The organism is Sphingobium fuliginis, assembly GCF_004152845.1.
In the GTDB taxonomy this organism is placed as follows: domain Bacteria; phylum Pseudomonadota; class Alphaproteobacteria; order Sphingomonadales; family Sphingomonadaceae; genus Sphingobium; species Sphingobium fuliginis.
This window is the reverse complement of the sequence record NZ_SEON01000001.1, coordinates 23,962-46,789: the sequence shown is the minus strand read 5'-3', so window position 1 is coordinate 46,789 and position 22,828 is coordinate 23,962. Positions and strand designations below refer to the sequence as shown.

The 22,828-nt window shown below is 66.1% G+C and carries 21 protein-coding genes; 12 read left to right on the top strand and 9 right to left on the bottom strand.

Features of this window, described 5'->3' with window-relative positions; translation table 11 throughout:
• Positions 1–44: 44 nt before the first annotated feature.
• Entirely contained in the window at positions 45–485 is a 441-nt protein-coding gene (locus EWH10_RS00255; protein ID WP_025548877.1) for a host attachment family protein, read from the top strand.
• A 53-nt stretch (positions 486–538) separates the two neighbouring features.
• Here EWH10_RS00255 and EWH10_RS21850 read toward each other — a convergent pair whose 3' ends face one another.
• Positions 539–1,357: a PEP-CTERM sorting domain-containing protein gene (locus EWH10_RS21850; protein WP_170825622.1), complete on the bottom strand. Its 819-nt coding sequence runs from the start codon at positions 1,355–1,357 to the stop codon at positions 539–541.
• Between the two features lie 441 nt (positions 1,358–1,798).
• Here EWH10_RS21850 and dksA point away from each other — a divergent pair, with 441 nt between their 5' ends.
• Both dksA and EWH10_RS00240 read left to right on the top strand, forming a co-directional pair.
• Complete coding sequence (dksA, locus tag EWH10_RS00245) at positions 1,799–2,263, top strand: RNA polymerase-binding protein DksA (RefSeq protein WP_025160963.1); 465 nt, start codon at positions 1,799–1,801, stop codon at positions 2,261–2,263.
• Between the two features lie 65 nt (positions 2,264–2,328).
• A complete protein-coding gene (locus EWH10_RS00240; RefSeq protein ID WP_025548880.1) occupies positions 2,329–2,694 on the top strand; it encodes a PilZ domain-containing protein in 366 nt (121 codons plus the stop codon).
• Positions 2,695–2,840: 146 nt separating this feature from the next.
• Here EWH10_RS00240 and EWH10_RS00235 read toward each other — a convergent pair whose 3' ends face one another.
• Positions 2,841–2,999: a YdcH family protein gene (locus EWH10_RS00235; RefSeq protein ID WP_007684009.1), complete on the bottom strand. Its 159-nt coding sequence runs from the start codon at positions 2,997–2,999 to the stop codon at positions 2,841–2,843.
• Positions 3,000–3,190: 191 nt separating this feature from the next.
• Here EWH10_RS00235 and EWH10_RS00230 point away from each other — a divergent pair, with 191 nt between their 5' ends.
• The 7 genes from EWH10_RS00230 to EWH10_RS00200 all read left to right on the top strand — a co-directional run bounded on the left by EWH10_RS00230 (position 3,191) and on the right by EWH10_RS00200 (position 13,071).
• Positions 3,191–3,370, top strand: coding sequence for a YdcH family protein (locus EWH10_RS00230; RefSeq protein WP_037482328.1), 180 nt, complete (start codon positions 3,191–3,193; stop codon positions 3,368–3,370).
• Between the two features lie 115 nt (positions 3,371–3,485).
• Positions 3,486–3,956 carry a DUF1465 family protein gene (locus tag EWH10_RS00225; RefSeq protein WP_025548883.1) on the top strand — a complete coding sequence of 157 codons (471 nt, stop codon included), beginning with the start codon at positions 3,486–3,488 and terminating at the stop codon, positions 3,954–3,956.
• A gap of 146 nt (positions 3,957–4,102) precedes the next feature.
• On the top strand, positions 4,103–6,166 hold the full coding sequence (locus EWH10_RS00220; protein WP_083199128.1) for an autotransporter assembly complex protein TamA: 2,064 nt from the start codon (positions 4,103–4,105) through the stop codon (positions 6,164–6,166).
• On the top strand, positions 6,166–10,347 hold the full coding sequence (locus EWH10_RS00215; RefSeq protein ID WP_044662573.1) for a translocation/assembly module TamB domain-containing protein: 4,182 nt from the start codon (positions 6,166–6,168) through the stop codon (positions 10,345–10,347). The genes EWH10_RS00220 and EWH10_RS00215 overlap by 1 nt, the downstream gene beginning before the upstream one ends.
• Before the next feature lie 2 nt (positions 10,348–10,349).
• Positions 10,350–11,744, top strand: coding sequence for an L-serine ammonia-lyase (locus EWH10_RS00210; RefSeq protein WP_044662572.1), 1,395 nt, complete (start codon positions 10,350–10,352; stop codon positions 11,742–11,744).
• Positions 11,745–11,916: 172 nt separating this feature from the next.
• Positions 11,917–12,570, top strand: coding sequence for an outer membrane protein (locus tag EWH10_RS00205; protein ID WP_025548890.1), 654 nt, complete (start codon positions 11,917–11,919; stop codon positions 12,568–12,570).
• Positions 12,571–12,651: 81 nt separating this feature from the next.
• A complete protein-coding gene (locus EWH10_RS00200) occupies positions 12,652–13,071 on the top strand; it encodes an acyl-CoA thioesterase (RefSeq protein ID WP_425281075.1) in 420 nt (139 codons plus the stop codon).
• 23 nt (positions 13,072–13,094) lie between these two features.
• Here EWH10_RS00200 and pyrF read toward each other — a convergent pair whose 3' ends face one another.
• The 7 genes from pyrF to EWH10_RS00165 are packed head-to-tail and all read right to left on the bottom strand — an operon-like array spanning position 13,095 to position 19,210.
• A complete protein-coding gene (gene pyrF / locus EWH10_RS00195) occupies positions 13,095–13,769 on the bottom strand; it encodes an orotidine-5'-phosphate decarboxylase (protein WP_044662571.1) in 675 nt (224 codons plus the stop codon).
• The gene (locus EWH10_RS00190; RefSeq protein ID WP_044662570.1) at positions 13,766–14,101 is read right to left on the bottom strand and encodes a lipopolysaccharide assembly protein LapA domain-containing protein; all 336 of its coding nucleotides are present in this window, start codon (positions 14,099–14,101) and stop codon (positions 13,766–13,768) included. Before EWH10_RS00190 ends, pyrF begins: the two co-directional genes overlap by 4 nt.
• A gap of 30 nt (positions 14,102–14,131) precedes the next feature.
• On the bottom strand, positions 14,132–15,004 hold the full coding sequence (locus EWH10_RS00185) for an aldose 1-epimerase (protein WP_044662569.1): 873 nt from the start codon (positions 15,002–15,004) through the stop codon (positions 14,132–14,134).
• A gap of 14 nt (positions 15,005–15,018) precedes the next feature.
• Positions 15,019–16,431 (bottom strand): sugar porter family MFS transporter, encoded by a 1,413-nt coding sequence (locus tag EWH10_RS00180; protein WP_025548897.1) that lies wholly within the window; start codon positions 16,429–16,431, stop codon positions 15,019–15,021.
• Between the two features lie 22 nt (positions 16,432–16,453).
• Complete coding sequence (locus EWH10_RS00175) at positions 16,454–17,326, bottom strand: SMP-30/gluconolactonase/LRE family protein (RefSeq protein ID WP_044662568.1); 873 nt, start codon at positions 17,324–17,326, stop codon at positions 16,454–16,456.
• 4 nt (positions 17,327–17,330) lie between these two features.
• Positions 17,331–18,089: a D-xylose 1-dehydrogenase gene (gene xylB / locus EWH10_RS00170; protein ID WP_044662567.1), complete on the bottom strand. Its 759-nt coding sequence runs from the start codon at positions 18,087–18,089 to the stop codon at positions 17,331–17,333.
• Positions 18,086–19,210, bottom strand: coding sequence for a fumarylacetoacetate hydrolase family protein (locus EWH10_RS00165; protein ID WP_044663178.1), 1,125 nt, complete (start codon positions 19,208–19,210; stop codon positions 18,086–18,088). The genes xylB and EWH10_RS00165 overlap by 4 nt, the downstream gene beginning before the upstream one ends.
• A 138-nt stretch (positions 19,211–19,348) precedes the next feature.
• Between EWH10_RS00165 and ku the strand changes: the two genes are divergently transcribed.
• Together ku and ligD are read left to right on the top strand one after the other, a co-directional pair.
• On the top strand, positions 19,349–20,251 hold the full coding sequence (gene ku / locus EWH10_RS00160; protein ID WP_025548903.1) for a non-homologous end joining protein Ku: 903 nt from the start codon (positions 19,349–19,351) through the stop codon (positions 20,249–20,251).
• Between the two features lie 3 nt (positions 20,252–20,254).
• Positions 20,255–22,750, top strand: a complete 2,496-nt coding sequence (gene ligD, locus EWH10_RS00155; protein ID WP_044662566.1) for a DNA ligase D — start codon at positions 20,255–20,257, stop codon at positions 22,748–22,750.
• Positions 22,751–22,828 lie beyond the last annotated feature (78 nt).

The following is a 22,828-nucleotide window of genomic DNA, read 5'->3' as shown; positions in this document are numbered from 1 at the left end:
CCGTTGGTGGTAAAATCAGGCGTTGAGAAAAGAGGAACGGGACGATGCAGATAGACCATGACGCGATGGTGCTGGTGGCCGATGGGCGCAAGATGCTGTTCTTTCGCAACAAGGGCAGCCCGGCCTTTCCCAATCTGGAAACGGAGGAGGTGAAGGAGCAGGATAATCCCCCCGATCGCGAGCAGGCCTCCGACGGCACGGGACGCGGGCCCAATTCGGTCGCGAGCCATCGCGGCTCCGTCGAGCAGACCAATTTCCACGATCTGGAGGAAGCGCGCTTCGCCGCGGAAGCGGCAGAATTGCTGAAGCGCCGCGCGCTCGCCAATGATTTCGAAAAGCTGATCGTCGTCGCGCCGCCCGCCGCTCTGGGCGAAATGCGCAAACATTATCACAAGGAAGTGCAGAGCCGGCTGGTGGGTGAGATCGCCAAGGACCTGTCGAACCACCCGGTGCCGGAAATCGAGCGGATCATCGCGACGAGTTGAAACCCGACCCGGCCGGCGCTCCCCCCGGATGCGCCGGCCGGGTCGCCCCGCGGTTAACCCTCGGTGCCCGCCTTGGCGCGCGCGAAACGCTTGCGCGCCAGCAGGGCCGCCGCGCCCGCCCCGAACAGCAGCACCATCGGCGGCGCCGGCACGTCGGTCGGCGGCGGCGGATGATGATGGTCGCCGCCCGACGAACTGGATGAAGAGGACGTCGAGGACGAAGACGACGTCGAGCTGCTGGTCGAGGAACTGGTCGAAGAGGAGCTGGACGTGGAGCTCGACGTCGAGGAGCTGCTGGTCACATTGCCGCTGGAGGTCGAGACGTTGCCCGAAGAGGTCGACACATTACCGGAGGATGTCGACACATTGCCGGATGAGGTGGAAACCCCGCCCGTGGACGTCGAAACCCCGCCGGTCGAGGTGGACACGCCGCCCGTGGTCGAACTGGTGGAACTGGTGATGCCGCCGGTCGAGCTGCTGGTGGAGGAGATCACTACCGATCCGCCCGAACCGCCGCTGCTGCCGCCGAAGAAGCCGCCGAAAAACCCGCCGCCGCCAAAGCCGGGGCCACCCGCCAGCACCACCGGCGCGCCGCCGCCACCGCCGGACATGACCGGCATTTCCGCGGCCGCGACCGGCGCCGGCAGGGGGATGGGCGCCGCCTGGGTGGTCACCGTCACCGTCTGCGGGGCGCAGGAAACCGTCTTCACCACGCGCTGCACCTTGCGCACCGCATAATGCTTGCGGGGCGCCGCCTTGACGCTCTTCGTGCTCTGAACCCCTGCCGGACGCGCGCTTTCCGCGACATGGACGGCGCCGCCGCCGATGATCGCGCCGCCGGCGGCGCAAGCGCATAATTTAGCCAATGCCATCCGTACCGACATAGGTTCCACTCTTGTTTGTCTTCGGCCTGACGATCTCGTCACCGCGTTGCGCAGTAACGGATGCGGGGCCGTTCCCTATTGCTAACAACGCAAAACAAAGCGTTAACTTCAATGGCGTTAACTCTGAATATCGGGGTCAAGTCGAGGAAAAAACTAACAAATTATGAACTCATATGGTTAACGTCCCATTGTGATACGGCGGCCGGCCGCTTGGGCGATACGGCTGGTCTATTTTCTTTTATGATCTGCCGATGGCCGGGAATCGCGAATTTTCTGGGGATAAGCGCGCCGCAATGCGCGGCCGGCGCGCCGGACGACCGATTGCCCGCTTGTCTCAGGCCTTGGCGCTGGCTATTAGGCGCCGTCAACCACAAGTCACGGATACCCCGGCACTTTCAGCATCGGGGGTCCCGCGAGTCGGAGAGCCAGATGGCATCGGTCCTGAATTCCGATAAAGACGGCCAAAATCCGCCGAAATCGGCTGTAACACTCCCACCCGACTATCGTCCTTCCGCAGACGAAGAGTTCATGAACCCGCTCCAGTTGGAATATTTCCGGCAGCGCCTGTGGGACTGGAAGAAGCAGATCCTGGCCGAAGCGGAAGGGACATTGGCCGTCCTGCAGAACGAACCGCTCCGCGAACCCGACCTCAACGACCGCGCATCGAGCGAGACCGACTGGTCGATCGAGCTGCGCACCCGCGACCGCCAGCGCAAGCTCATCTCCAAGATCGACGCCGCGCTCCGCCGCATCGACGAGGGCGAATATGGCTATTGCGAAGTGACTGGCGAACCGATTTCGCTGGGCCGCCTGGAAGCCCGCCCGATCGCGACCATGACGGTCGAAGCGCAGGAACGGCACGAGCGGCAGGAAAAAGTCTCTCGCGACGATTAACCTTTTATCCATGCCGCCATGGCAGGGTCGCCGGGAAATTCCAGTGATCTTGCAGGGCGTTGTCGATGGATAGCAATCAGGATGATGGTGATCGTGGTCCGGCGCGTTCCGGCCCGCGCGACAGCCTTTTCCTGCTCACCAATCTAAGCTCGGCCGACGGGGTTCCGCTCGGCCGCGCCCGCGTCCGCAATCTTTCCGCCACCGGCCTCATGGCCGATTGTGAGCGCGCCGTGCCCAACGGCATCCGCATTCGCTTCGACCTGCGCGGCATCGGTCAGGTCCACGGTTCGGTCGTCTGGTCACGGGAGGATCGCATCGGCATCGCGTTCGACGTGCCGATCGATCCCCAACTCGCGCGCCGCCGGGTTTCCGCGCCGGAAGGACAGCTTGCGGTGCCCGATTATCTGCGCCAGCGCCGCTTCATGCGCTGAGCATCCAAAGCGGATTACAGGGTGGCTCGGATTGCCGCCGCCAACAAAAAAGCCCCGCAAGGCATGGCCCCGGAGCTTCTCCCGGAAGGGCAGGATCAGCGGCAAGGGACCGCCGATCCATGCCTTTCACACAGGCGTCACCGCTGTCAGTGTTGCGCCTCCATTTCCTCCTTCAGCCGAAGCTTCTGCTTCTTGAGCGAGGCCACCAGGATCGCGTCAGGCATGGGACGACTCGTCTCCGCCTTGATTCGAGCCTCAAGCCCGGCATGCTTGGCCGAAAGAGCTGAAATGTGGCTGTTTTCCATGACATTCTCCTTACGAGGGCAATGGATGAACGAGTAGATCACGATTCGCTGGCCGTGTCTTCGGGCGATTCGCGCTTTGCGACGGGCCGCTTTGAAATTTGCGATGGTTCGTGCCGGCCCGCCGGGCTATCAAGGGGCGATGGGACGGCAATGGGTGCGAAAGTAGGTGTATGGTGAGCCGCGAAGACATCATGCGTCGGCTGGAATTGTTGCGAATCGAGCATCGCGACCTGGACAGCGCCATCAGCGCGCTGGTGGACTCCGGTTCGGGCGACCAGATGCAGGTCGCGCGCCTCAAGAAGCGGAAATTGCGCCTGCGCGACGAAATGGCCCTGCTGGAGGATCAGCTCGTCCCCGACATCATCGCTTGAACGGTTGAACGGATTATGGCCAGTGCGGTCCCGACTGATCCCGAATGACACAATTCGGGGTTAACGGGCCCGCATCGGGACTGACAAGGCGCCCGCTCTATGGCACATATCGGCCATGAAACTCGCCGCTTCTCTTGAACAGGGCCTGCATCGCCGCCTTGTCGACGGTCTCTATGTCGAAGCCATGGTGATGGCGGATGAAGCGCGCGCCTATTTCGACGTGCGGGAGGGAGGCGATCCGGAGACGGACGATCCGCTTCGCCGCGTCGCCTTCGCCTGCGAATCGCTCAAGGTCACGACGCGCCTCATGCACATCATCGCCTGGTTGCTGAGCCAGCGCGCCTGGCAACGGGGGGAACTCAGCGATGCGGAAATGCTGGACGAGAAATACCGCCTCGGCCATGCCGCGACCACCGATCCTTCGGTGGCCGGCAACTTCCCCTTCGCCGCCCGCGCATTGATAGAGGCAAGCCAGGACCTTTACGAAAGGGTCGCGCGCCTTCAGGATCGCATGGCGCGTCCGCGGGCGCAGGCGGAACCCAATCCGGCCCGGGCATTGATGGATCGGCTCAACGCCGCCTTCTGACAGGCGGGTTCGCTGGGGCATGTCGGCAGGAGCGGGGTTACACATCTCCACGCCATCCAGCCTTTCAGCCCAAATCCCCGCACAGCCTGTCCCGCCATCATCTTGGGGGCTGGCCATCCGCCCGATTTCTGGTCTAGATCAGCGCTATGAATACCGGTTTGCGGACCTGCCGCCGCATTTCAGGCCTGCCGCAAGCTGCTCTTCTCGTGCCGCTGCTTCTGCTCGCGCCTGTCGCTCATGCGCAGGCGGCGGCGCAGGCCGGCGCCCAGCCGGTTCCCGATCAGCCCGATCTGGATCCCAATCTGGCCCCCATGCCCGACATCGGCGTCGACTGGCCGGACATGGGACAGCCCGACATCGTCACGCCCATGGTCGAACTGCCGCCCCAGTCTTCCGACGTGCCGCAGCAGGCGGTCGCGCCCGAAGCGGCCGAGGAACAGGCTGAGGAGGCCGTCACCTTTGCGGACACGGGCGCGGATACGGGTGAGGAGCGCCGCTACACCGTCGCGCTGACCGGCGTGGAGGAGATTGCCGACGCCCAGTTCACCACCCGCTTCAACGAACTGTCGGTGCTGCATCAGGGCGAGGGGAAGCCCGCAAATCTCGCCCAGATCAACCGCCGGATCAAGGAGGACAGCGACCTGCTCGACCGGTTGCTGCGCGCCAAGGGCTATTATGCCGCGCGCATTCGCGGCGCCGTGACGCCGCCGCCGGCGGGCAGCGACAGGCTGGCGGTCACCTTCCGGATCGTGCCGGGCGCGCGCTATCTGCTGTCGTCCGTCGACCTGAAGGGCCTGGAGAACACCGGCGAGCGCGAACCGGAATTACGGTCCGCCTTTCCGCCCAGGGCGGGCGATCCGGTCGATTCCGACGCCATCCTCGCCGGCCAGCAGTCCCTGGCCGTCGCGCTGCTCGAGAACGGATTTCCCTTCGGCAAGGTCGAGGAACCGGAAGTCCGCATCGACCATGAGGAGCGCAAGGGCGATCTGGACATCGTCGTCAATCCCGGCGCCTACCGCACCTTCGGCAGGATCGTCATGGCCAATGATGCGCTGTTCAGCGCCCGCCATGTCCAGCGCATCGCCCGCTTCCGTCCCGGCGACACCTATATGGCATCCGATGTCGAAGACCTGCGGCAGGCGCTGATCGCCACCGGGCTCGTTTCATCGCTGACCATGACCCCCAGGGATGCGGGAGACGGCGAGCATGTCGACCTGGCCATCGACGCCCGGCCGGCGCCGCTGCGCACCATAGCGGGCGAACTGGGCTATGGCACCGGGGAGGGTTATCGCGCAGAGGTGAGCTGGGCGCACCGCAATTTCTTCCCGCCGGAAGGGGCGGTGACTGTGCGCGGGGTGATCGGCACGCAGGAGCAGACGGCGTCCTTCACCTATCGCCGCAACAATTTCCGCCGTCGCGACAATGTGCTGACGGGCCTGCTCTCCGTCAGCAACATCAAGCGGGACGCCTATGACGCGCGCACCATAACCCTGTCGGGCGCGCTGGAGCGGCAGACCAACATATTGTTCCAGAAGAAATGGGTCTGGCGCATCGGCGGCGAACTGATCGCGTCGGACGAAGCGGATGCGTTCAGCAACGGCAGCCGGCGCACCTTCCTGATCGGCGCCATTCCATTGAGCCTCACCTATGACGGCAGCGACGACCTGCTGAACCCCAGCCGGGGGTTCCGCCTGGGCGGCCGGCTCAGCCCCGAACTGTCCTTCCAGAACAGCACCTTCGGCTATGCCCGCGTGCAGCTTGACGGCAGCGTCTATCAGCCGATGAACGACCGGATCGTGCTCGCGGCCCGTGCGCGTTTCGGCACCATATTGGGGTCCACGGTCGACCGGATCGCGCCCTCGCGGCGCTTCTATGCCGGCGGCGGCGCTTCGGTGCGCGGCTATGGCTATCAGGCGATCGGCCCGCGCTACGGCCCGAACGACGATCCGGTCGGCGGCAAGAGCCTGGCGGAATTCTCGCTGGAATCCCGCATCCGCTTCGGCAATTTCGGCGTCGTGCCCTTTGTCGACGCCGGCAACATCTCGACCAGTTTCCTGCCGCGCTTCCGCGACCTGCGCATTGGTGCGGGGCTGGGCGTGCGCTATTACAGCAGCTTCGGCCCGATCCGCATCGATGTCGGCACGCCGCTCAATCCGCAGTCGGGCGATCCGAAGATCGCCGTCTATGTCTCGCTGGGGCAGGCCTTCTGATGGCCGGGGAGACGCCCGCCGCGCCGCCGCCGCCGCGCCGCCGCCGCGCCTGGGACGGTCGCTGGCAGCGTTGGGTCGCCGGCATTCTCGCCACGCTGCTGCTGATCGCCGCCGGCGCGCTGGCCTGGCTCGACACCGTGCCGGGCCATCGCTTCCTCGTGTCCCGCATTGCGAAGATCAGCCCGCCTTCGGGCCTGCGCATCCATGTCGACCGGATCGATGGCAGCATCTACCGCAAGGCCGTTCTCCATGGCCTGACCCTGTCCGATCCCAAGGGCGCGTTCCTTGACGCCCCGCGCGTGGAACTGGACTGGTGGCCCTTCGCCTGGCTCTCCAACCGGCTTGATATAGACCGCCTGGTCATTCCGCAGGCGACTCTGCACAAGCTGCCCAAGCTCAACCCCAGCGAGCGGGAGGGGCCGATCCTTCCCGGCTTCGACATCCGGCTGATGCAATTTTCGGTCGGGCGCCTCATCATGGAGCGGGGCATCACGGGCAAGGTGCAGCAGGCGACGCTTTCCGGCGATGCGGACATTCGCGGCGGCCGCGCCATTATCGATCTTTCCGCCCGGGTGTTGAACGGAGAGGATGCGCTCAACATCGCGCTCGACAGCCGGCCCGACGATGACAAGTTCGACCTCGACGTCACGGTGAACGCACCCAGGGGCGGCGTCCTGGGAATCATGGCCGGGTTGAAGCAGGACGCCAATCTCCGCATCCAGGGGCAGGGAAGCTGGACAGGCTGGAACGGTCGCCTGGCGGGCACGCTGGACAGCGAACCCGCCATAGACCTGAAGCTGGCGGCCCGCAGCGGCACCTATACGGCCGCCGGCACCGTCGAGGGAGCCGCCATGGCGGGACAGGGCCTTGTCCAGCGCCTTTCCGCGCCGCGCCTCGCCATCCAGGCGAGCGGATCGATGGCCGACCGGGTGGTCGACGGCAAGCTGTCGCTTCGCTCCGCCGCGATCGACCTCAACGCGGACGGCGCCATCGACCTGCGCAACAATGCGCTCGACAATCTGCTGGTCGATGTGAAGCTCGCCCGCCCGCAGGCTTTGCTCAAGTCGATGGGCGGCCGGGATATTGCGGCGCGCATCCGGCTGGATGGCTCGCTCTCGGGCTTCGGCTATGAATATCTGCTCACTGCCAGGCAACTCGCCTTCGGCAAGACCGTGATCCACGATGTGCGCGCCGACGGCAAGGGACGCAGGGCGAAAGGCGGCCCGGCGCTGATCCCCGTCCATCTGCGCGCCCGGCGTCTCGACGGCCAGGGCCCGCTGGTAGAGGGGATCATCCGCAATTTCGACCTGAACGGCGTGTTGCAGCTCAGGAACCAGCAGGTCGTCAGCAATCCGATGACGGTGCGGTCCGACAAGCTGCGCGGCAGGCTGCTTTTCCTCGCCGACCTGAAATCGGGGCGTTACGACATCGGCCTGGACGGCCAGATCAGCGGCTTGGCCATTCGCGGCCTCGGCATCGTCGACCTGACGTCGAAGCTGCGCGCCGTGCCCGGCCCCCGTGGCGCCTTCACCTTGAGCGGCAATGCGATGGCGCGGATGCGGCGGCTGGACAACAGCTTCCTGCGGTCCCTGGGCGGCGGCCTTCCGGTGTTGCGCAGCGGTCTGTCGCTCGGACCGGACGGGCAGCTTCAGTTCACCGGCCTCCGCCTGGAGGCGCCGCTGCTGACGCTGTCGGCCAAGGGCTATCGCCGCCGCGACGGCACGTTCCATTTCGAAGGCAATGGCCAGCATGGAAGCTATGGTCCGCTGCGCCTGATCCTGGATGGCAGGATCGACCGTCCGACCGTCGATGTCGTGCTGCAAAGCCCGCTGAAGGCGCTTGGCGTCACGGACATGCACGCCCATCTGGTCCCCGATGCGGCGGGTTACGCCTTCACGGCGGAGGGGGGATCGACGCTCGGTCCCTTCACCGGCAACGGCGCGATCCTGCTGCCGCCCGGCGGCCAGGCGATCGTCCGCATTGCCCGCGTGGCCGCATCGGGCGTCAGCGCCAGCGGCGACCTGCGCCCGGTGACCGGCGGGCTGGACGGCGTGCTGAACGTCAGCGGCCCTGTGACCGGCACCGTCGCCTTTGCCCCTGTAAACGGCGTTCAGCAGCTGAAGCTCGCCCTCACCGCCACCGACGCCAGTTTCGACGGCCCGACCAGCATCGCCGTGCGCCGGGGCAGGCTGGATGCCACGATCCTGCTCGACCCTTCCGGCACGACGATCGGCGCCACGGCGCAGGCGCGGGGCCTGCGCATCGGTGCGATCCAGATCGGCCGCCTTGCGGCCAATGCCGATCTGGTCGACGGCAGCGGCAAGGTGACGGCCAGCCTCTCCGGCCAGCGCGGCCGCCTCTTCGACCTCAGCGGCGAGGCGCAGGTCACGCCCGACCGCATCCAGCTTCAGGCGGGCGGCACCATCGACAAGCGGCCGATCAAGCTCAATCGCCCCGCCATATTCACCCGCACCCAGGACGGCTGGCGCCTGGACCCCGCATCTATAGGCTTTGCGGGCGGATCGCTCCAGCTTGGCGGCGAACTCAGCGGCCAGACCACCAGCATAGAGGCGCGGCTGCAGAAACTGCCGCTTTCGCTGCTGGACATCGCCTATGACGATCTGGGCCTTGGCGGCACGGCGACCGGCTCGCTCAGCTATGTGCATACGCGCGGCGGCATGCCGACGGGGAAGGCCGAACTGCGCGTGCGCGGCCTTTCCCGCTCCGGCCTGTCGCTGAGTTCCCGTCCCGTGGATGCGGGCGTCAACGCGGTCCTCAGCCATGACCGTCTGGCCACCCGCATGATCTTCGTCGCGAACGGCCAGACCATCGGCCGGGCGCAGGCGCTGCTCATGCCGCTCGGCACCGAAGGCACTCTGGTGGAGCGGCTCAACCGCGCGTCCCTGTTCGCGCAGCTTCGCTACAATGGCACCGCCGACACGCTCTGGCGCCTGACGGGGGTGGAGATCGTGGACATATCCGGCCCGGTCAACGTCACCGCCGACGCGCGCGGCACGCTGGGCGACCCCGTCATCGCGGGGTCTCTCGCGACGGACAATGCCGCGATCAACAGCCCCGTCACGGGCATGCGGCTGCACGGCGTCAAGGCGCGGGGCCGCTTCTCCGGCGCGCAACTCGTCATGACCGGCTTCAGCGCCGCCGCGCAAAATGGCGGCACGGTCACCGGGACGGGCAGCTTCACCTTCAACGGCATAGCGGGGGTCGGCATGGACCTGCGTCTCCAGGCGGAGAATGCCGCGCTCCTCGAACGGGACGACATCGCCGCCACCGTCACCGGCCCGATCACCATCGCCTCCACCGGCAAAGGCGGCACCATCGGCGGCGACCTGATCCTCAACCGCAGCCGCTTCACCATGGGGCGCGCCGCCGCCGTGGCGCAGATTCCCGAACTGCGCGTGATCGAGATCAACCGTCGCGGCGACGAGATAGAGCGGCCCCGCACCAGCATTCCCTGGGACCTTGCGATCAAGGCGCGCGCCCGCAACCGCCTGACCGTCACGGGCCTTGGCCTTGAGAGCGAGTGGCGCGCCAATCTGGACATCGGCGGCACGGTCACGAGCCCGGCCATTGCGGGCACCGCCGATCTCGTCCGCGGCACCTATGACTTTGCCGGCCGCCGCTTCGACCTCAAGGAAGGCAAGATCCAGTTCGACGGCCGCACCCCCGTCAACCCGACGCTCGACATCGATGCGGAGGCGGATGTCAGCGACCTCACCGCCACCATTCATGTCGGCGGCACGGGCCTCAAGCCCGTGATCAGCTTCACCAGCGTGCCCGCGCTGCCGCAGGACGAACTGCTGTCCCGCATCCTCTTCGGCACGTCGATCACCAACCTGTCCGCGCCCGAAGCGCTGCAACTCGCCTCGGCCGTGGGTTCGCTTCAGGGGCAGGGCGGCCTCGACCCGATCAACGCCGTGCGCAAGGCGGCTGGGCTCGACCGGCTGCGCATCATCGCCGCCGATCCGACGCAGGGGCAGGGCACCTCCATCGCGGCGGGCAAATATCTGACCCGCAAGACCTATGTGGAACTGATCACCGACGGGCAGGGCTATTCCGCGACCCGCATCGAATATCAGGTCACGCGCTGGCTCTCGCTGCTCGGCGCTATCTCCACCCTTGGCCGCGAAAGCGCCAACGTCCGTGTCTCAAAGGATTATTGAACGTGACCAAATCCCGCATCAATGCGGCCGCCGCGATCAGCGTGATGGACCTGTTCACCATCGGCATCGGGCCGTCCAGTTCGCACACGGTCGGGCCGATGCGCGCCGCGCTGATGTTCATGGACTCGCTGCCCGCCATCCCGGCCCGCGTGCAATGCGAACTCTATGGATCGCTCGCCCTCACGGGCAGGGGCCACGCTACCGACATGGCGATCCTGCTCGGCCTGTCCGGCCAGCGTCCCGACAGCGTCGATCCCGACGCCATTGCCGACATCCTCGCCACCATCCGCAGCGAGCGCCGCATCCGTGCGGGCAGCGTGGAGGACCGCTTCGTTCCCTTCGAAGAAACGACCGACCTCCTCTTCCGCATGGGAGAGTTTCTGGAGGCGCATAGCAACGGCATGCGCTTTTCAGCCTGGTTAGACGGGCAGGAGGAGCCGCTGGTCCGCGATTATTATTCGGTCGGCGGCGGCGCGGTCCTGCCGGGCGCGGAGGCGATCGCCGCCGACGCGCCGCTCGGCCATAATGTCGTCCAGCCCTATCCCTTCTCCTCCGGCGCGGAAATGCTGGCGCTGGGGGAGAGTACCGGCCTCAGCATCGCCACGCTGGTCCTGCGCAACGAGGGGGCCTGGCGCGCGCCGCGGGAAACCGAAGCCTTCCTCGACAGCGTGATCGACGCGATGAGCGCATCCATCGATCGCGGCCTGAAGGAAGAGGGGTTGCTGCCCGGCGGGCTGAAGGTCCGGCGCCGCGCCCGCGCCATCCATAACCGGCTGGTGCTCCAGCAAAATGCCCTCGGCCCGGCGCAGATCTTCGAATGGGTCAGCCTCTTCGCGCTGGCGGTGAATGAGGAAAATGCCGCCGGCGGGCGCGTCGTCACCGCTCCGACCAACGGGGCGGCGGGCGTCATCCCCGCCGTATTGCATTATTATCGCCGCTTCGTCCCCGGCGCCGACCGGGAGGGGGAGCGCCGCTTCCTGTTGACCGCGGCGGCCATGGGCTTCCTCTACAAGAAGCGCGCCTCCATCTCAGCCGCCGAAATGGGCTGCCAGGGGGAGGTGGGCGTCGCCTGCTCCATGGCTGCCGCAGGTCTTGCCGCCGTGTTGGGCGGCACCAACCAGCAGGTCGAAAATGCCGCGGAGATCGGCATGGAGCATAATCTCGGCCTCACCTGCGATCCCATCGGCGGGCTGGTGCAGATCCCTTGTATCGAGCGCAACACCATGGGCGCCGTGAAGGCGATCAACGCGGCCTATCTCGCGCTCCAGGGCGATGGCCGCCACATCGTCAGCCTGGACGCGGTCATAGAAACCATGCGGCAGACCGGCGAGGACATGGCGAGCCGCTACAAGGAAACGAGCCTTGGCGGACTGGCCGTCAATGTCGTGGAATGTTGATCAACTCACCGCCTGCACGCCTCAGCTACGCGGCGAACCGAGCTGGTTTTGTGGCATAAAGGACACAAATTCAGTTGTTTATCTGAGGTTCATGCAACCTCCAGGGACTTCCATGACTTCACCGTCTCCCCGGCTGACAGGGGATTGAGAAGATAAAGTGGAGTACCCGAATATGCGTAAGATCCTGGCCGCAACCCTCCTGACCGGCGCAGCGGTCGCAAGCCCCGCTCTGGCGCAGGACGTCAATCCTACCTTCACCGGCCCGCGCGTCGAGGCGATACTGGGCTACGACCATACTGGCGCCGGCAGCAGCGTGGACAATGACAATGGCCGCGACGACCAGTCGATCGACGGCCTGCTCTACGGCGTGGGCGCCGGCTATGACGTGAACCTTGGCAGCGCGGTGGTCGGCGTCGAGGGCGAATATACCGACTCCACCTCGAAGAGCGGCCGATCGGACCCCACCGACCAGTTCGGCTTCGGCCGCGTCAAGCAGGGCCGCGACCTCTATATCGGTGCGCGGGCGGGCATATTGGCCAGCCCGAACACGCTGGTCTATGTGAAGGGCGGCTACACCAACACGAAGCTGGACGTGCTGGCCGGCAACACCAATGTCGAAACCGACACCAATTTCAAGCTGGACGGCTGGCGCATCGGTGCGGGCGTGGAGCGCGCCATCAACGCCAATACCTTCGCCAAGCTCGAATATCGCTATTCCAAATATGAGGATGCGCATATCGACTTCGCCAACGGCACGACGACGGACGAATTCGGCATCGACACCGACCGGCACCAGATCGTCGCGAGCCTGGGCTGGCGCTTCTGACGGGAGGGAGGGGCCGGTCGTTCCGGCCCCTTCGCCCCAAGGCATGCCGCGCCGTCCTGTCGCCCTGCCTTCGAACCTGCTATGACGCTGCCCGTGCACAACGCCATTCCCCATCTTTATCCCGTCGGCATAGAGCCGGACGACATCGACTTCATGGGTCATGTCAACAATGCGAGCTATCTGAAATGGGTTCAGGCGGCCGTACTCGACCATTGGCGGGCGCTCGCTCCCACCGAGGCGGTTGCCCAGCATCTATGGGTCGCGCTCAAGCATGAGATCACCTATCGCAAGCCGACCTTCCTCAACGACGACGTCATCGCGACCGTCCTGCTGGAAAAGGTGCAGGGCGCGCGCGCCTTCTACGAAACGGTGATCCGCCGTGGCGAGGAAGTGCTGGCGGAGGTGAAGTCGAGCTGGTGCTGCCTCGACGCCTCCACGCTGCGTCCGGCGCGCCTGGCGCGGGAGGTGATCCAGCATTTCTTCGCGCCGGACGGAACGTGACGTTTCGACCCTGAACGGGCCGCCTAAAGCGTCGCCTCTATCTCCCGCGCTGCAATATCCGGCTTTTCCGCCAGGCTGATCGGCCGTCCGACCACCAGGATCGAGGCGCCCCGGTCCAGCGCCTCGCGCGGCGTCACCGCGCGCTTCTGGTCGCCCATCGCGCCGCCTGCCGGCCGCACGCCCGGAACCACGAAGAACCCGTCAGGCCACGCCTTCTTCGCCAGCGCGACCTCCTCGCCGGAGCAGACGATCCCGTCCAGCCCCGCGCTGCGCGCCAGATCGGCCAGTCGCGCCACCTGATCCTCGGCCTTGCCGCCCACGCCGATGTCGAGCAGGTCTCCATCGTCCAGGCTGGTCAGCACGGTCACGGCGACCACCCGGGTCTTGGCCCCTGCCGCCGCCTTCGCGTCCTCCAGCATGGCGCGCCCGCCGGCGGCATGGACGGTCAGGATCGCAGGCTCCAGCACATGCAGCGCCTGCACCGCCTTGGCGACCGTGTTGGGAATGTCGTGCAGCTTCAGATCGAGGAAGACCGGCAGCCCGAACTTCATCATCTCATGCACGCCATGATGGCCGTGGGCGCAGAAGAATTCGAGGCCCAGCTTCAGCCCGCCCACATGATGACGCACCTGCTGCGCAAGGTCCTGGGCCTTGCGCAGGTCGGGCGTATCGATGGCGACATAGATGGGGCTGGTCATGCTGGTCCTGTGGTGGAGAGGGTAGGGGTCGCGGCCTTGTTGTCCGCGACGGCGAGGGATGGAGGGGTGGAAGACGAGGGGGCGGCGGTCGCCGCGACGAGCGCGCGCTCGGTACTCTCCAGCTTGCGCTTCATGCGCCAGCGGGTTGCCCGCGCCATGATCCAGAAGGGCAGCGCACCCAGCAAATAGGCGCCGATCAGCAGGACCGGCAGTTTCGTTTCCATGACCAGGTCGCCCCAGAGATTCACTTCTACGCGCGTGTAATTGGCGACGCAGAATAGCGCGAGGGCGACGGCGATGACGACCCAGAAGGCAGTCCGCAGAAATTGCATCAACGCTCCTATAGCTGCTGAGCGGGCAGCTTAGGCGATTTTGTCGCGCTGCGGAAGCGCTTCGTCGGACGGAGGGAAGGCGATGCGAAGGGAAAGCGTCTTTTCCGCGCCTGGTTCGATGCTGTCCATGCCCCCCGGACGATTGACGGCATCGGGCATGTGGGTGACAGGTTCCAGGCAGAAATCCGGGGAAAGGGGCGGGCGATAGACATGGAACCATGACGCGCCCACGGCGCTGAGCACGACCCGCGTCCCATCCCCTCGCCGGACGGTGGCGCTGCCGTCCCAGCCGCCATAGGCATTGTCGATCAGGCTGTTTCCCCGCACCCGCGCGCCCGCCGACCAGTCGCCCAGCGCGTCCGCCGCCACCTGCCGCACGGGCAGCATGTCGGCTGTCGCAAGCCACAGCCGGTCCGCCCGGAACTGGAGCGACGTGTCTTCGTCCGCCTGGAAATAGGGGTGGAAGCCAAGGCCCGCCGGCATGGCCTCATCGCTGATGTTGCGCAGCGTCAGCCTCATTTCGATGGCATGGTCGGACAGGGTGAAATGCTGCTGCGCTTCATAGGCCCATGGCCAGCCGCCATCGCCGTCATATCGGTGCGTGAGGTGCGCGCTGTCCTGCGCCGCCGCCGCGACGCTCCATGCCGAGGTCCAGCCGATGCCGTGGAGGCTGTGCGGATGGTCCCCGAAGTTGAGCGGCATCCGCACGTCGCGCCCGGCGAAACGAAAGCGGCCATGGGCGATCCGGTTGGTATAGGGCACCAACGGGAAGCTCGCCATCTGCAACGGATCGCTGCTGTCGACCGGAGCGGTCCGCAATATGTCCGTCCCCGCGAAGCGAAGCGCCGCCAGCGATCCGCCGACGGCGGGGGCGAGCACGGCCTCCACCGCGCCCGCCTTCAGGGCGATCAGGCCGCTCAGCCGACCATGTCCTCAAGCTCGCGGCCTTTCGTCTCATGCACCAGGGCGCGAACGAAGAAGAAGGAGACGGCGGCGAAGAAGGCATAGCCGGTATAGGTGATCGCCAGGCCGGGCGAGACCGCCAGCGCCGGGAAGCTGACGGAGATCAGCGCATTGGCGATCCACTGCGCGAAGCCGGACACGGCAAGCCCCGATCCCCGGATCTGGTTCGGGAACATCTCGCCCAGCATCACCCACATGATCGGACCCCAGCTCATGTTGAAGAAGATCACGTAGAGATTGGCGGCCACCAGCGCGATCACGCCGTTATTGCCGGGCAGCGATACGGCGCCGTCGGCCGCCGTGACCGCCGTGGAGAAGGCATAGGCGACGGTCGCCAGCGTCACCGCCATGCCCGCCGATCCGATCAGCAGCAGCGGTTTGCGCCCGATCCGGTCGACCAGCGCGATGGTGGCAAGGCAGGCGCCGATCGACAGCACGCCCGACAGGATGTTGGTCTGGAGCGCATAATCCTCCGAAAAGCCGACCGCTTCCCACAGGGTAGCGCCATAATAGAAGACGACGTTGATGCCGACCAGCTGCTGGAATACGGCCAGGCCGATGCCGGTCCAGACGATGGGCCGGATCTTGCCGCTGGCCTTGTCGATCAGGTCGCTGAGCTTGGGCCGGTGATGATCGGCGGCCAGACTGTTGCGGATTTCGACCACCTTGCGCGATGCGGCTTCGGCGCCGAACAGGCGGGTGAGCACGGCCTGGGCGCGCTCCTCCTGCCCGCGCGCCACCAGATAGCGGGGGCTTTCCGGGATCACCAGCAGCGCCAGGAAGTAGATCGCGGCCGGAATGGCCTGGAGCCAGAACATCCAGCGCCAGGCGGGAAAGCCCAGCCACAGCTGCGCCGTCGATCCGCCGGCATAGCGCGCCAGCACGAAATTGGCGACGAACGCGCCGGTCAGGCCGGAGATGATCATCACCTGCTGTACGCTGGAGAGACGGCCGCGCACCGCCGCCGGAGTGACTTCGGAAATATAGACCGGGGAGATCACGCTCGCCGCGCCGACCCCCAGGCCGCCGACGATGCGCGCGACGATGAAGATGACGGACGATCCCGCCGCCCCCGCCAATATCGCGCTGACGAGGAACAGCGCAGCCGACAGCATCATCACCCCGCGCCGTCCGATCAGGTCGGCCATGCGCCCGGCCAGGAACGCGCCGATGGAGGAGCCCACCAGGATGGCGCCGACATTGACGCCGATGCCCAGCTTGCCGAGGTCGAAGGCGCTTTCCAGCCCCTTTTGCGTGCCGTTGATGACGCCGCTGTCATAACCGAACATGAACCCGCCGATGGTCGCCACGGCGACGATGGCGGCGATGAAGGCCATATTGACCTTATCGGCACTCCCTTCGGACATTCCTGCTCCTCCGATTTATATTCTAGATGGCTGCAATATAGGATGTTTGCCCGCGCGCGCCGGGATCGAAAGCGAAAAGATCACCGGCACAGGGCTGCGCGAGAAGCTGGTCCCTCGTCAAGCCCTTGCGTGCGGTGGTGGCATAGGCGGTCGACAGGTCCGGTCCGCCAAAGGCGATCTTGGTGACATTGGCGACGGGAAAGCGGACCTCCGCCATCAGCCCGCCCGCCGGATCGTACCGCCGCACGGCCCAGCCGGCGAACAGCCCGGTCCACAGGCAGCCTTCCGCATCGACGGTCGGTCCATCGGGATAGCCGGCGCCATCCTCGATCTCCGCGAACAGCGCCGTATCGTGCAGCGTGCCGTCCGCCGCGATCCGCGTCCGCCAGATCCGCCTGCCCAGCGTGTCGGTGTGATAGAGCAGCGTGCCGTCCGGCGAGACAGCAGGACCATTGGTGATCGAGACCGGAGGCAGACCGCTTTCAGTCAGCCGGCCCTGGTGCAGCCTGTAGAAGCGCCCGCTATCGGCCTCCTCCCCATCGTCCATCGATCCGAACCAGAGACCGCCCGCCGGATCGACCGTGGCGTCGTTCAACCGGTTGCCGGGCCGGTCGGCCTCCGGCGCGTGCAGCAGCGTGAAGCCGGCGGCATCGGGATCGAAGCGGTGCACGCCGGACTGGAGCCCGACGGCGAACGATCCGTCCTGCGCCGGAACGATCCAGCCGACCTGGCCCGGCGCGTCCCAACTGCGCGCGACGCCCAGATCGGGGTCGAAGCGGTGGATGCGCTTCTCCTTGATGTCGACGAACCAGAGCGCTGCATCCCGCGCCACCCAGACGGGCCCTTCGCCCAGGGTCGCGCCGACGCTGAGGACGCTTTCCGGAACCGGGGCCATAGCCTCAGCGCCAGCCCGCATCGATGAAATAATCATGCCCCGTGCACATGCGCGCGTCGTCGGACGCCAGGAACATGGCCAGCGCGGCCACGTCCGCCGGCATGATCCGCCCGTCCAGGCATTGCGCGGCGACGATCTCCGCCTCGCCTTCGGGCGTGTACCATTTCATCTGGCGCGGCGTCTTCACATTGCCGGGAATGATGGTGTTGACGCGGATATTGTCGCGCCCCAGATCGCGGGCCAGACTGCGCGTCAGCCCCTCGATCGCCGCCTTGGCGGTCTGGTACAGCACCAGATCGGGCAGGGCGAGGTGCCAGCTTATCGACCCGAAGTTCAGGATCACCCCGCCGCCCGCGCGCTTCATCGCCGGGGCCACCGCCTGCGCCGCGAAGAAGAGGTGGCGCAGGTTCACCGCCATGCGCTCGTCCCAATAGGCGGGCGTGACATCCTCGATGCCGTGGCGGTCGTCATTGGCCGCATTGTTGATCAATATGTCGACGCCGCCAAGCTGCGCTTCCACCGTGGCGATCATGGCCTGCACGGCTTCGATGTCCCTTAGGTCGCAGGGGTGGAAGACGGGCGCGAAATCCGCGTCCTTCAGCCGTTCCGCGACGGCCCGGCCTTCTTCCTGCGCAATGTCGCAAAAGGCGACCCTGGCTCCCTGCGCGGCAAAGGCTTCGACCAGCCCTTCACCGATTCCGCTGCCGCCGCCGCTGATGAAGACGCGCTTGCCCTTCAGGCTGGGATAGATGGCGCCGCTCATGCGAGCAGGCCCCGCTTGGCGAGATTGGCCATCAGCGCGGCAAGTCCGAATTTCCACGGCGCCGCCTGCTTCGACGTCACGACCCGGTTCACCAGCCGTCCCAGGCGCGGGGTGGAGATGGCGACGATGTCGCCCACCTTGTGGGTGAAGCCGCGTCCCGGTTCGTCGCGATCCTGGACGGGTGCGAACAGCGTGCCCAGGAACAGGGCCAGACCGTCGGGATATTGATGCTCGGAAAGCGTCTGACGCACCAGTTCCAGCGGATCGCGGCTGATCTGGTTCATGCTGCTGGTGCCTTCCAGCCTGTAGCCTTCCGGGCCGTCGATGGTGAGTTCGACCACAGCGTTGCGCACGTCATCGATGGTGAAATCATTGTCGAACAGCCGGACGAGCGGCCCCAGCGAACAGGATGCATTATTGTCCTTGGCCTTGCCCAGCAGCAGGGCGGAACGACCCTCCAGATCGCGCAGATTGACGTCGTTGCCCAACGTCGCGCCGACGGTCCGGCCGCCGGCATCGACGATCAGCACGATCTCCGGCTCCGGATTGTTCCAGTTGGAATCGGAACGGATGCCGATCTCCGCGCCCGCGCCCACCGTCGAGAGCACCGGCGCCTTGGTGAACACCTCCGCATCCGGGCCAATGGCGACCTCCAGATATTGCGACCAGAGCCCGTCTTCGATCAGCGCCTGCTTGAGCGCCGCCGCCTCGGCCGAACCCGGCACGACGGCGCGGATCGACCCGCCGACCCGCTCCTCAAGCCGCGCCCGGATTTCCGCCGCCGCGCCTGCTTCGCCGCGCGCCTGTTCCTCGATCACCCGTTCGATGGCGGAAAAGGCGAAGGTCACGCCGCAGGCCTTGACGCATTGCAGGTCGACCGGGCTCAGCAGCGGCAGGTTCAGCCTATTCAGCGCGCCCAGCGCTACACCATTGGCTGTCCTGGCGGCAGGCAGCATTTCGACCAGTTGCGCGACAGTGGGGGCGACGCGGCTCATGTCATAGGCGACGCCGCCTTCGACCAATATGGGGGTTGGGCCCTCCGCCGTTTCCATGCGGCCAAGGAACAGGCCAGACCGCCAGTCGGCGGGAAGGCAATCGAGCAAAGTGGAGACCCCCGGCATCATCGACTCCTAAGAACGTCCGTTATTGATAGCGCTACCACCACGACTGGCGGTCGAAGTCAAGGGTGCTGGGAGTCGTAGCCGCGGAACCGCCCCATCGCCCGCGCATTTCCTCCTGAAAAAGGAGGCAGCACGCTCATGGCCGCTCGCGCATATTGGCAGGGGCAGATTCGTCTGGCGCTGGTATCCATTCCGGTGGAGATCTATGCCGCCACCAAGTCCGGCGCGCAGATCGCCTTCCACCAGATACACCAGCCCAGCGGCAAGCGCGTCCGTTATGAAAAGACCGTTCCCGGCCTGGGCCCGGTCGATCCGGAGGACATCGTCAAGGGCTATGAGCTGTCCAAGGGCGACTATGTGCTGCTCCAGCCCGACGAGATCGACGCGGTGAAGCTGGAGAGCAAGAAGACGCTCGAACTCACCCAGTTCGTCGACGCCAGCGAGATCGATGTCCTCTATTATGAGCGGCCCTATTATGTCGTGCCCGCCGACGATCTGGCGGAGGAAGCCTTCATCGTCCTGCGGGAGGCGCTGCGGCGGACGAAGAAGGTCGGGCTGGGCCAGCTTGCCATGCGGGGCCGGGAATATATCGTCTCGCTGAAGCCTTGCGGCCGGGGCATGGTTCTGGAAACGCTGCGCTATGCCGATGAGGTGAACCGCGCCCAGAGCTATTTCCGCGACATAGAGGATGCGAAGCCCGATGCGGAGCTGCTCGACCTTGCCGAGACGCTGATCGAGAAGAAGACCGCGCCCTTCAAGCCCGACAGCTTCCACGACCGCTATGTGGACGCGCTGGAAAGGCTGATCGAAAAGAAGAAGAAGTCGAAGGGCCGCCGCGTCATAGAGGAGGAAGAGGAGGGCGCGGCTCCGCGCGGCAGCAATGTGATCGACCTGATGGCGGCGCTCAAGAAGTCGGTCGGTTCCGGCGCGGCTTCTTCCGCCGCGAAACCGGCGGCGAAGAAGGCGCCTGCCGCCAAGGCGCCCGCCAAGGCCACGACGCGAAAGACCCCCGCCAAGCCGGCCAGCCGAAAACGGGCCTGACCCATGGCCGATGCCGATCCGCTCAGCACCTATAACCGCAAGCGCGATTTCACCCGCACCCGCGAGCCGGCGGGCAAGCGCGGACGCAGCCACGGCAATGGCAACGGCTTCATCGTGCAGAAGCACGATGCGACCCGCCTGCATTACGACTTCCGCCTGGAAATGGATGGCGTGCTCAAGAGCTGGGCAGTGACGCGCGGCCCCAGCATCGATCCCGCGGACAAGCGGCTGGCCGTCCGCACGGAGGATCATCCGCTGTCCTATGCGACGTTCGAGGGGACCATTCCCAAGGGGGAATATGGCGGCGGCACCGTGATGCTCTGGGACGAGGGCACATGGGAACCCGTTCCGGGCAAGAGCGCGAGCGACATCGAAAAAGGGCATCTCCATTTCATCCTGCACGGGCAGCGGATGCGGGGCGAATGGCTGCTGATCCGACTGAAGCCGCGGGGCAGGGAAAAGGGAGAAAACTGGCTGCTGCGCAAGATCGAGGATGCCCATGCCGGCAGCGCGGACGAACTGACCGCGCGCGAGCTGACGAGCATCAGGAGCGGTCGCACCATGGCGGAAATCGCCGCCGGCACGCCGCCCATGTCGCTGAAGGGGAAGAGGGGAAAAGCCTTTGACGCGGCGATGGCGCAGGCCGACCGCGCCGTCCCGGCGAAAAGGCGCGCCAAGGCAGGGACGGGCCGCATGCCGGCCTTCCGGCCGCCGCAACTGGCGACGCTGGTCGATGCCGTGCCCACGGGCAATGGCTGGATGCACGAGATCAAATATGACGGGTATCGCTGTCTGGTTTCCGTATCGGGCGGGAAGGTCAAGATCTTTACGCGGTCGGGCCTCGACTGGACGGATCGGTTTGCGCCGTTGCCGGCGGAAATCGGGGCGATGAACCTGCCCGCCGCCCTGATCGATGGCGAAATCGTCGCCCCCGGCAGCGATGGGAATCCGGATTTCTCCACGCTTCAACAGGTGTTGAAGGGAGAGGGAAAGGCGGCGCTGCACCTGTTCGCCTTCGACCTGCTGCATCTGGACGGGCAGGATCTGACCGCCATGCCCAATATCGGCCGCAAGGAAAAGCTGGCCGGCCTGTTGGGGGAGGGTTCCGCCCATGTCCATGTCGGCGATCATGTCGTCGGCGCCGGGGAAAAGCTGTTCCACGCCATGTGCGGCGCCGGGCAGGAGGGGATTATTTCCAAGCGCGCCGACGCCGCCTATCGCGGCGCGCGCACGAAGAACTGGCTGAAGGTCAAATGCACCCGCCGTCAGGAATTCGTCATCGTCGGCTGGACTCCCAGCAGCGCCAGCGGCCGGTCCATCCGCAACCTGCTGCTTGGCCAACGGGAAGGGGATGGCCTGGTCTATGCGGGAAAGGTCGGCACGGGCTTCAACGCGGCCAACAGCGCCGGACTGATCGCCGCCCTGGGCAAGCGCGGGCGCAAGGCCGCCGCGCTCAGCGTGCCGCGCAGCGAAAGCAAAGGCGCCCAATGGGTCCGCCCCGATCTGGTCGCTGAAATCGCCTTTGCCGAATTCACGGCGGAGCATATCGTCCGCCATGCCAGCTTCCTTGGCCTGCGCGAGGACAAGGCAGCCGGCGACGTTCGACGCGAGGAAGCCATGCCGACGCCCGAAGCCCATAGCTCGATCCGGATCAGCAATCCCGACCGGCTGATCTTTCCGGAGGCGAAGATCACCAAGGGCGAGCTGGCCGATTATTACGCCCGCATGGGCGCGGCGATGCTGCCCTGGATCGTCCGCCGGCCGATCAGCCTGGTCCGCTGTCCGCAGGGCCGGGCGAAAAAATGCTTCTTCCAGAAGCATGACAGCGGCAGCTTCGGCGATCATGTCAAACATGTCCCGATCCGCGAGAAGGAAGGGAATGAGGAGGATTATCTCTATATCGAGGATAGCGAGGGATTGTTGGCCTGCGTCCAGATGGGCGCGATCGAATTTCATGGCTGGGGGTCCAGTGTCGCGGATGTGGAGCGGCCGGATCGCATGATCTTCGACCTCGATCCCGACGAGGGGCTGGACTTTGAGGATGTGAAGAAGGCCGCGCGGGACATCCGGCGGGCGCTGGAGGATCTGGGCCTCACCAGCTTCGCCATGCTGTCCGGCGGCAAGGGCATCCACGTCGTCGTGCCGCTGACGCCGCAGGCGCAATGGCCGGAGGTCAAGGATTTCGCGGACCGCTTCGCCCGCGCCCTCGCCACCCAGGAACCGGACCGCTTCACCGCGACGATGAGCAAGGCGAAGCGCAAGGGCCGCATCTTCATCGACTGGCTGCGCAACCAGCGCGGCGCGACGGCTGTGCTGCCCTATGTGGTGCGCGCCCGCGAGCCGGCTTCCGTCGCCGCCCCCGTCACTTGGGAAGAGCTGGACGGGATCGACAGCGCCGCGCACTTCACGGTGAAGGATGCCGCCGTCCTGCTGGACCGCGCCTCTTCGCGGGACCTGCGCGGCTGGGGCGAGGCGCATCAGCCGCTGCCGGCGCATTAGGGCGGCCTGCGTCATCCGACGGGGGCCGCACGCTCCGGATTTTTGCTGTCGCATCGGTGCGAAGGGAGAGTCGGTTCC

Bases quoted from the DNA above. Each gene is read 5' to 3' on its own strand.
- EWH10_RS00230 (WP_037482328.1), top strand. From the start codon at position 3,191: ATGCGTCGGCTGGAATTGTTGCGAATCGAGCATCGCGACCTGGACAGC.
- EWH10_RS00190 (WP_044662570.1), bottom strand. From the start codon at position 14,101: ATGCAATTTCTGCGGACTGCCTTCTGGGTCGTCATCGCCGTCGCCCTC.
- EWH10_RS00220 (WP_083199128.1), top strand. From the start codon at position 4,103: ATGAATACCGGTTTGCGGACCTGCCGCCGCATTTCAGGCCTGCCGCAA.
- EWH10_RS00205 (WP_025548890.1), top strand. From the start codon at position 11,917: ATGCGTAAGATCCTGGCCGCAACCCTCCTGACCGGCGCAGCGGTCGCA.
- EWH10_RS00200 (WP_425281075.1), top strand. From the start codon at position 12,652: ATGACGCTGCCCGTGCACAACGCCATTCCCCATCTTTATCCCGTCGGC.
- xylB (WP_044662567.1), bottom strand. From the start codon at position 18,089: ATGAGCGGCGCCATCTATCCCAGCCTGAAGGGCAAGCGCGTCTTCATC.
- ligD (WP_044662566.1), top strand. From the start codon at position 20,255: ATGGCCGATGCCGATCCGCTCAGCACCTATAACCGCAAGCGCGATTTC.
- EWH10_RS00235 (WP_007684009.1), bottom strand. From the start codon at position 2,999: ATGGAAAACAGCCACATTTCAGCTCTTTCGGCCAAGCATGCCGGGCTT.
- EWH10_RS00255 (WP_025548877.1), top strand. From the start codon at position 45: ATGCAGATAGACCATGACGCGATGGTGCTGGTGGCCGATGGGCGCAAG.
- EWH10_RS21850 (WP_170825622.1), bottom strand. From the start codon at position 1,357: ATGGCATTGGCTAAATTATGCGCTTGCGCCGCCGGCGGCGCGATCATC.
- EWH10_RS00165 (WP_044663178.1), bottom strand. From the start codon at position 19,210: ATGCCGGGGGTCTCCACTTTGCTCGATTGCCTTCCCGCCGACTGGCGG.
- EWH10_RS00215 (WP_044662573.1), top strand. From the start codon at position 6,166: ATGGCCGGGGAGACGCCCGCCGCGCCGCCGCCGCCGCGCCGCCGCCGC.
- EWH10_RS00225 (WP_025548883.1), top strand. From the start codon at position 3,486: ATGAAACTCGCCGCTTCTCTTGAACAGGGCCTGCATCGCCGCCTTGTC.
- dksA (WP_025160963.1), top strand. From the start codon at position 1,799: ATGGCATCGGTCCTGAATTCCGATAAAGACGGCCAAAATCCGCCGAAA.
- EWH10_RS00175 (WP_044662568.1), bottom strand. From the start codon at position 17,326: ATGGCCCCGGTTCCGGAAAGCGTCCTCAGCGTCGGCGCGACCCTGGGC.
- ku (WP_025548903.1), top strand. From the start codon at position 19,349: ATGGCCGCTCGCGCATATTGGCAGGGGCAGATTCGTCTGGCGCTGGTA.
- pyrF (WP_044662571.1), bottom strand. From the start codon at position 13,769: ATGACCAGCCCCATCTATGTCGCCATCGATACGCCCGACCTGCGCAAG.
- EWH10_RS00180 (WP_025548897.1), bottom strand. From the start codon at position 16,431: ATGTCCGAAGGGAGTGCCGATAAGGTCAATATGGCCTTCATCGCCGCC.
- EWH10_RS00240 (WP_025548880.1), top strand. From the start codon at position 2,329: ATGGATAGCAATCAGGATGATGGTGATCGTGGTCCGGCGCGTTCCGGC.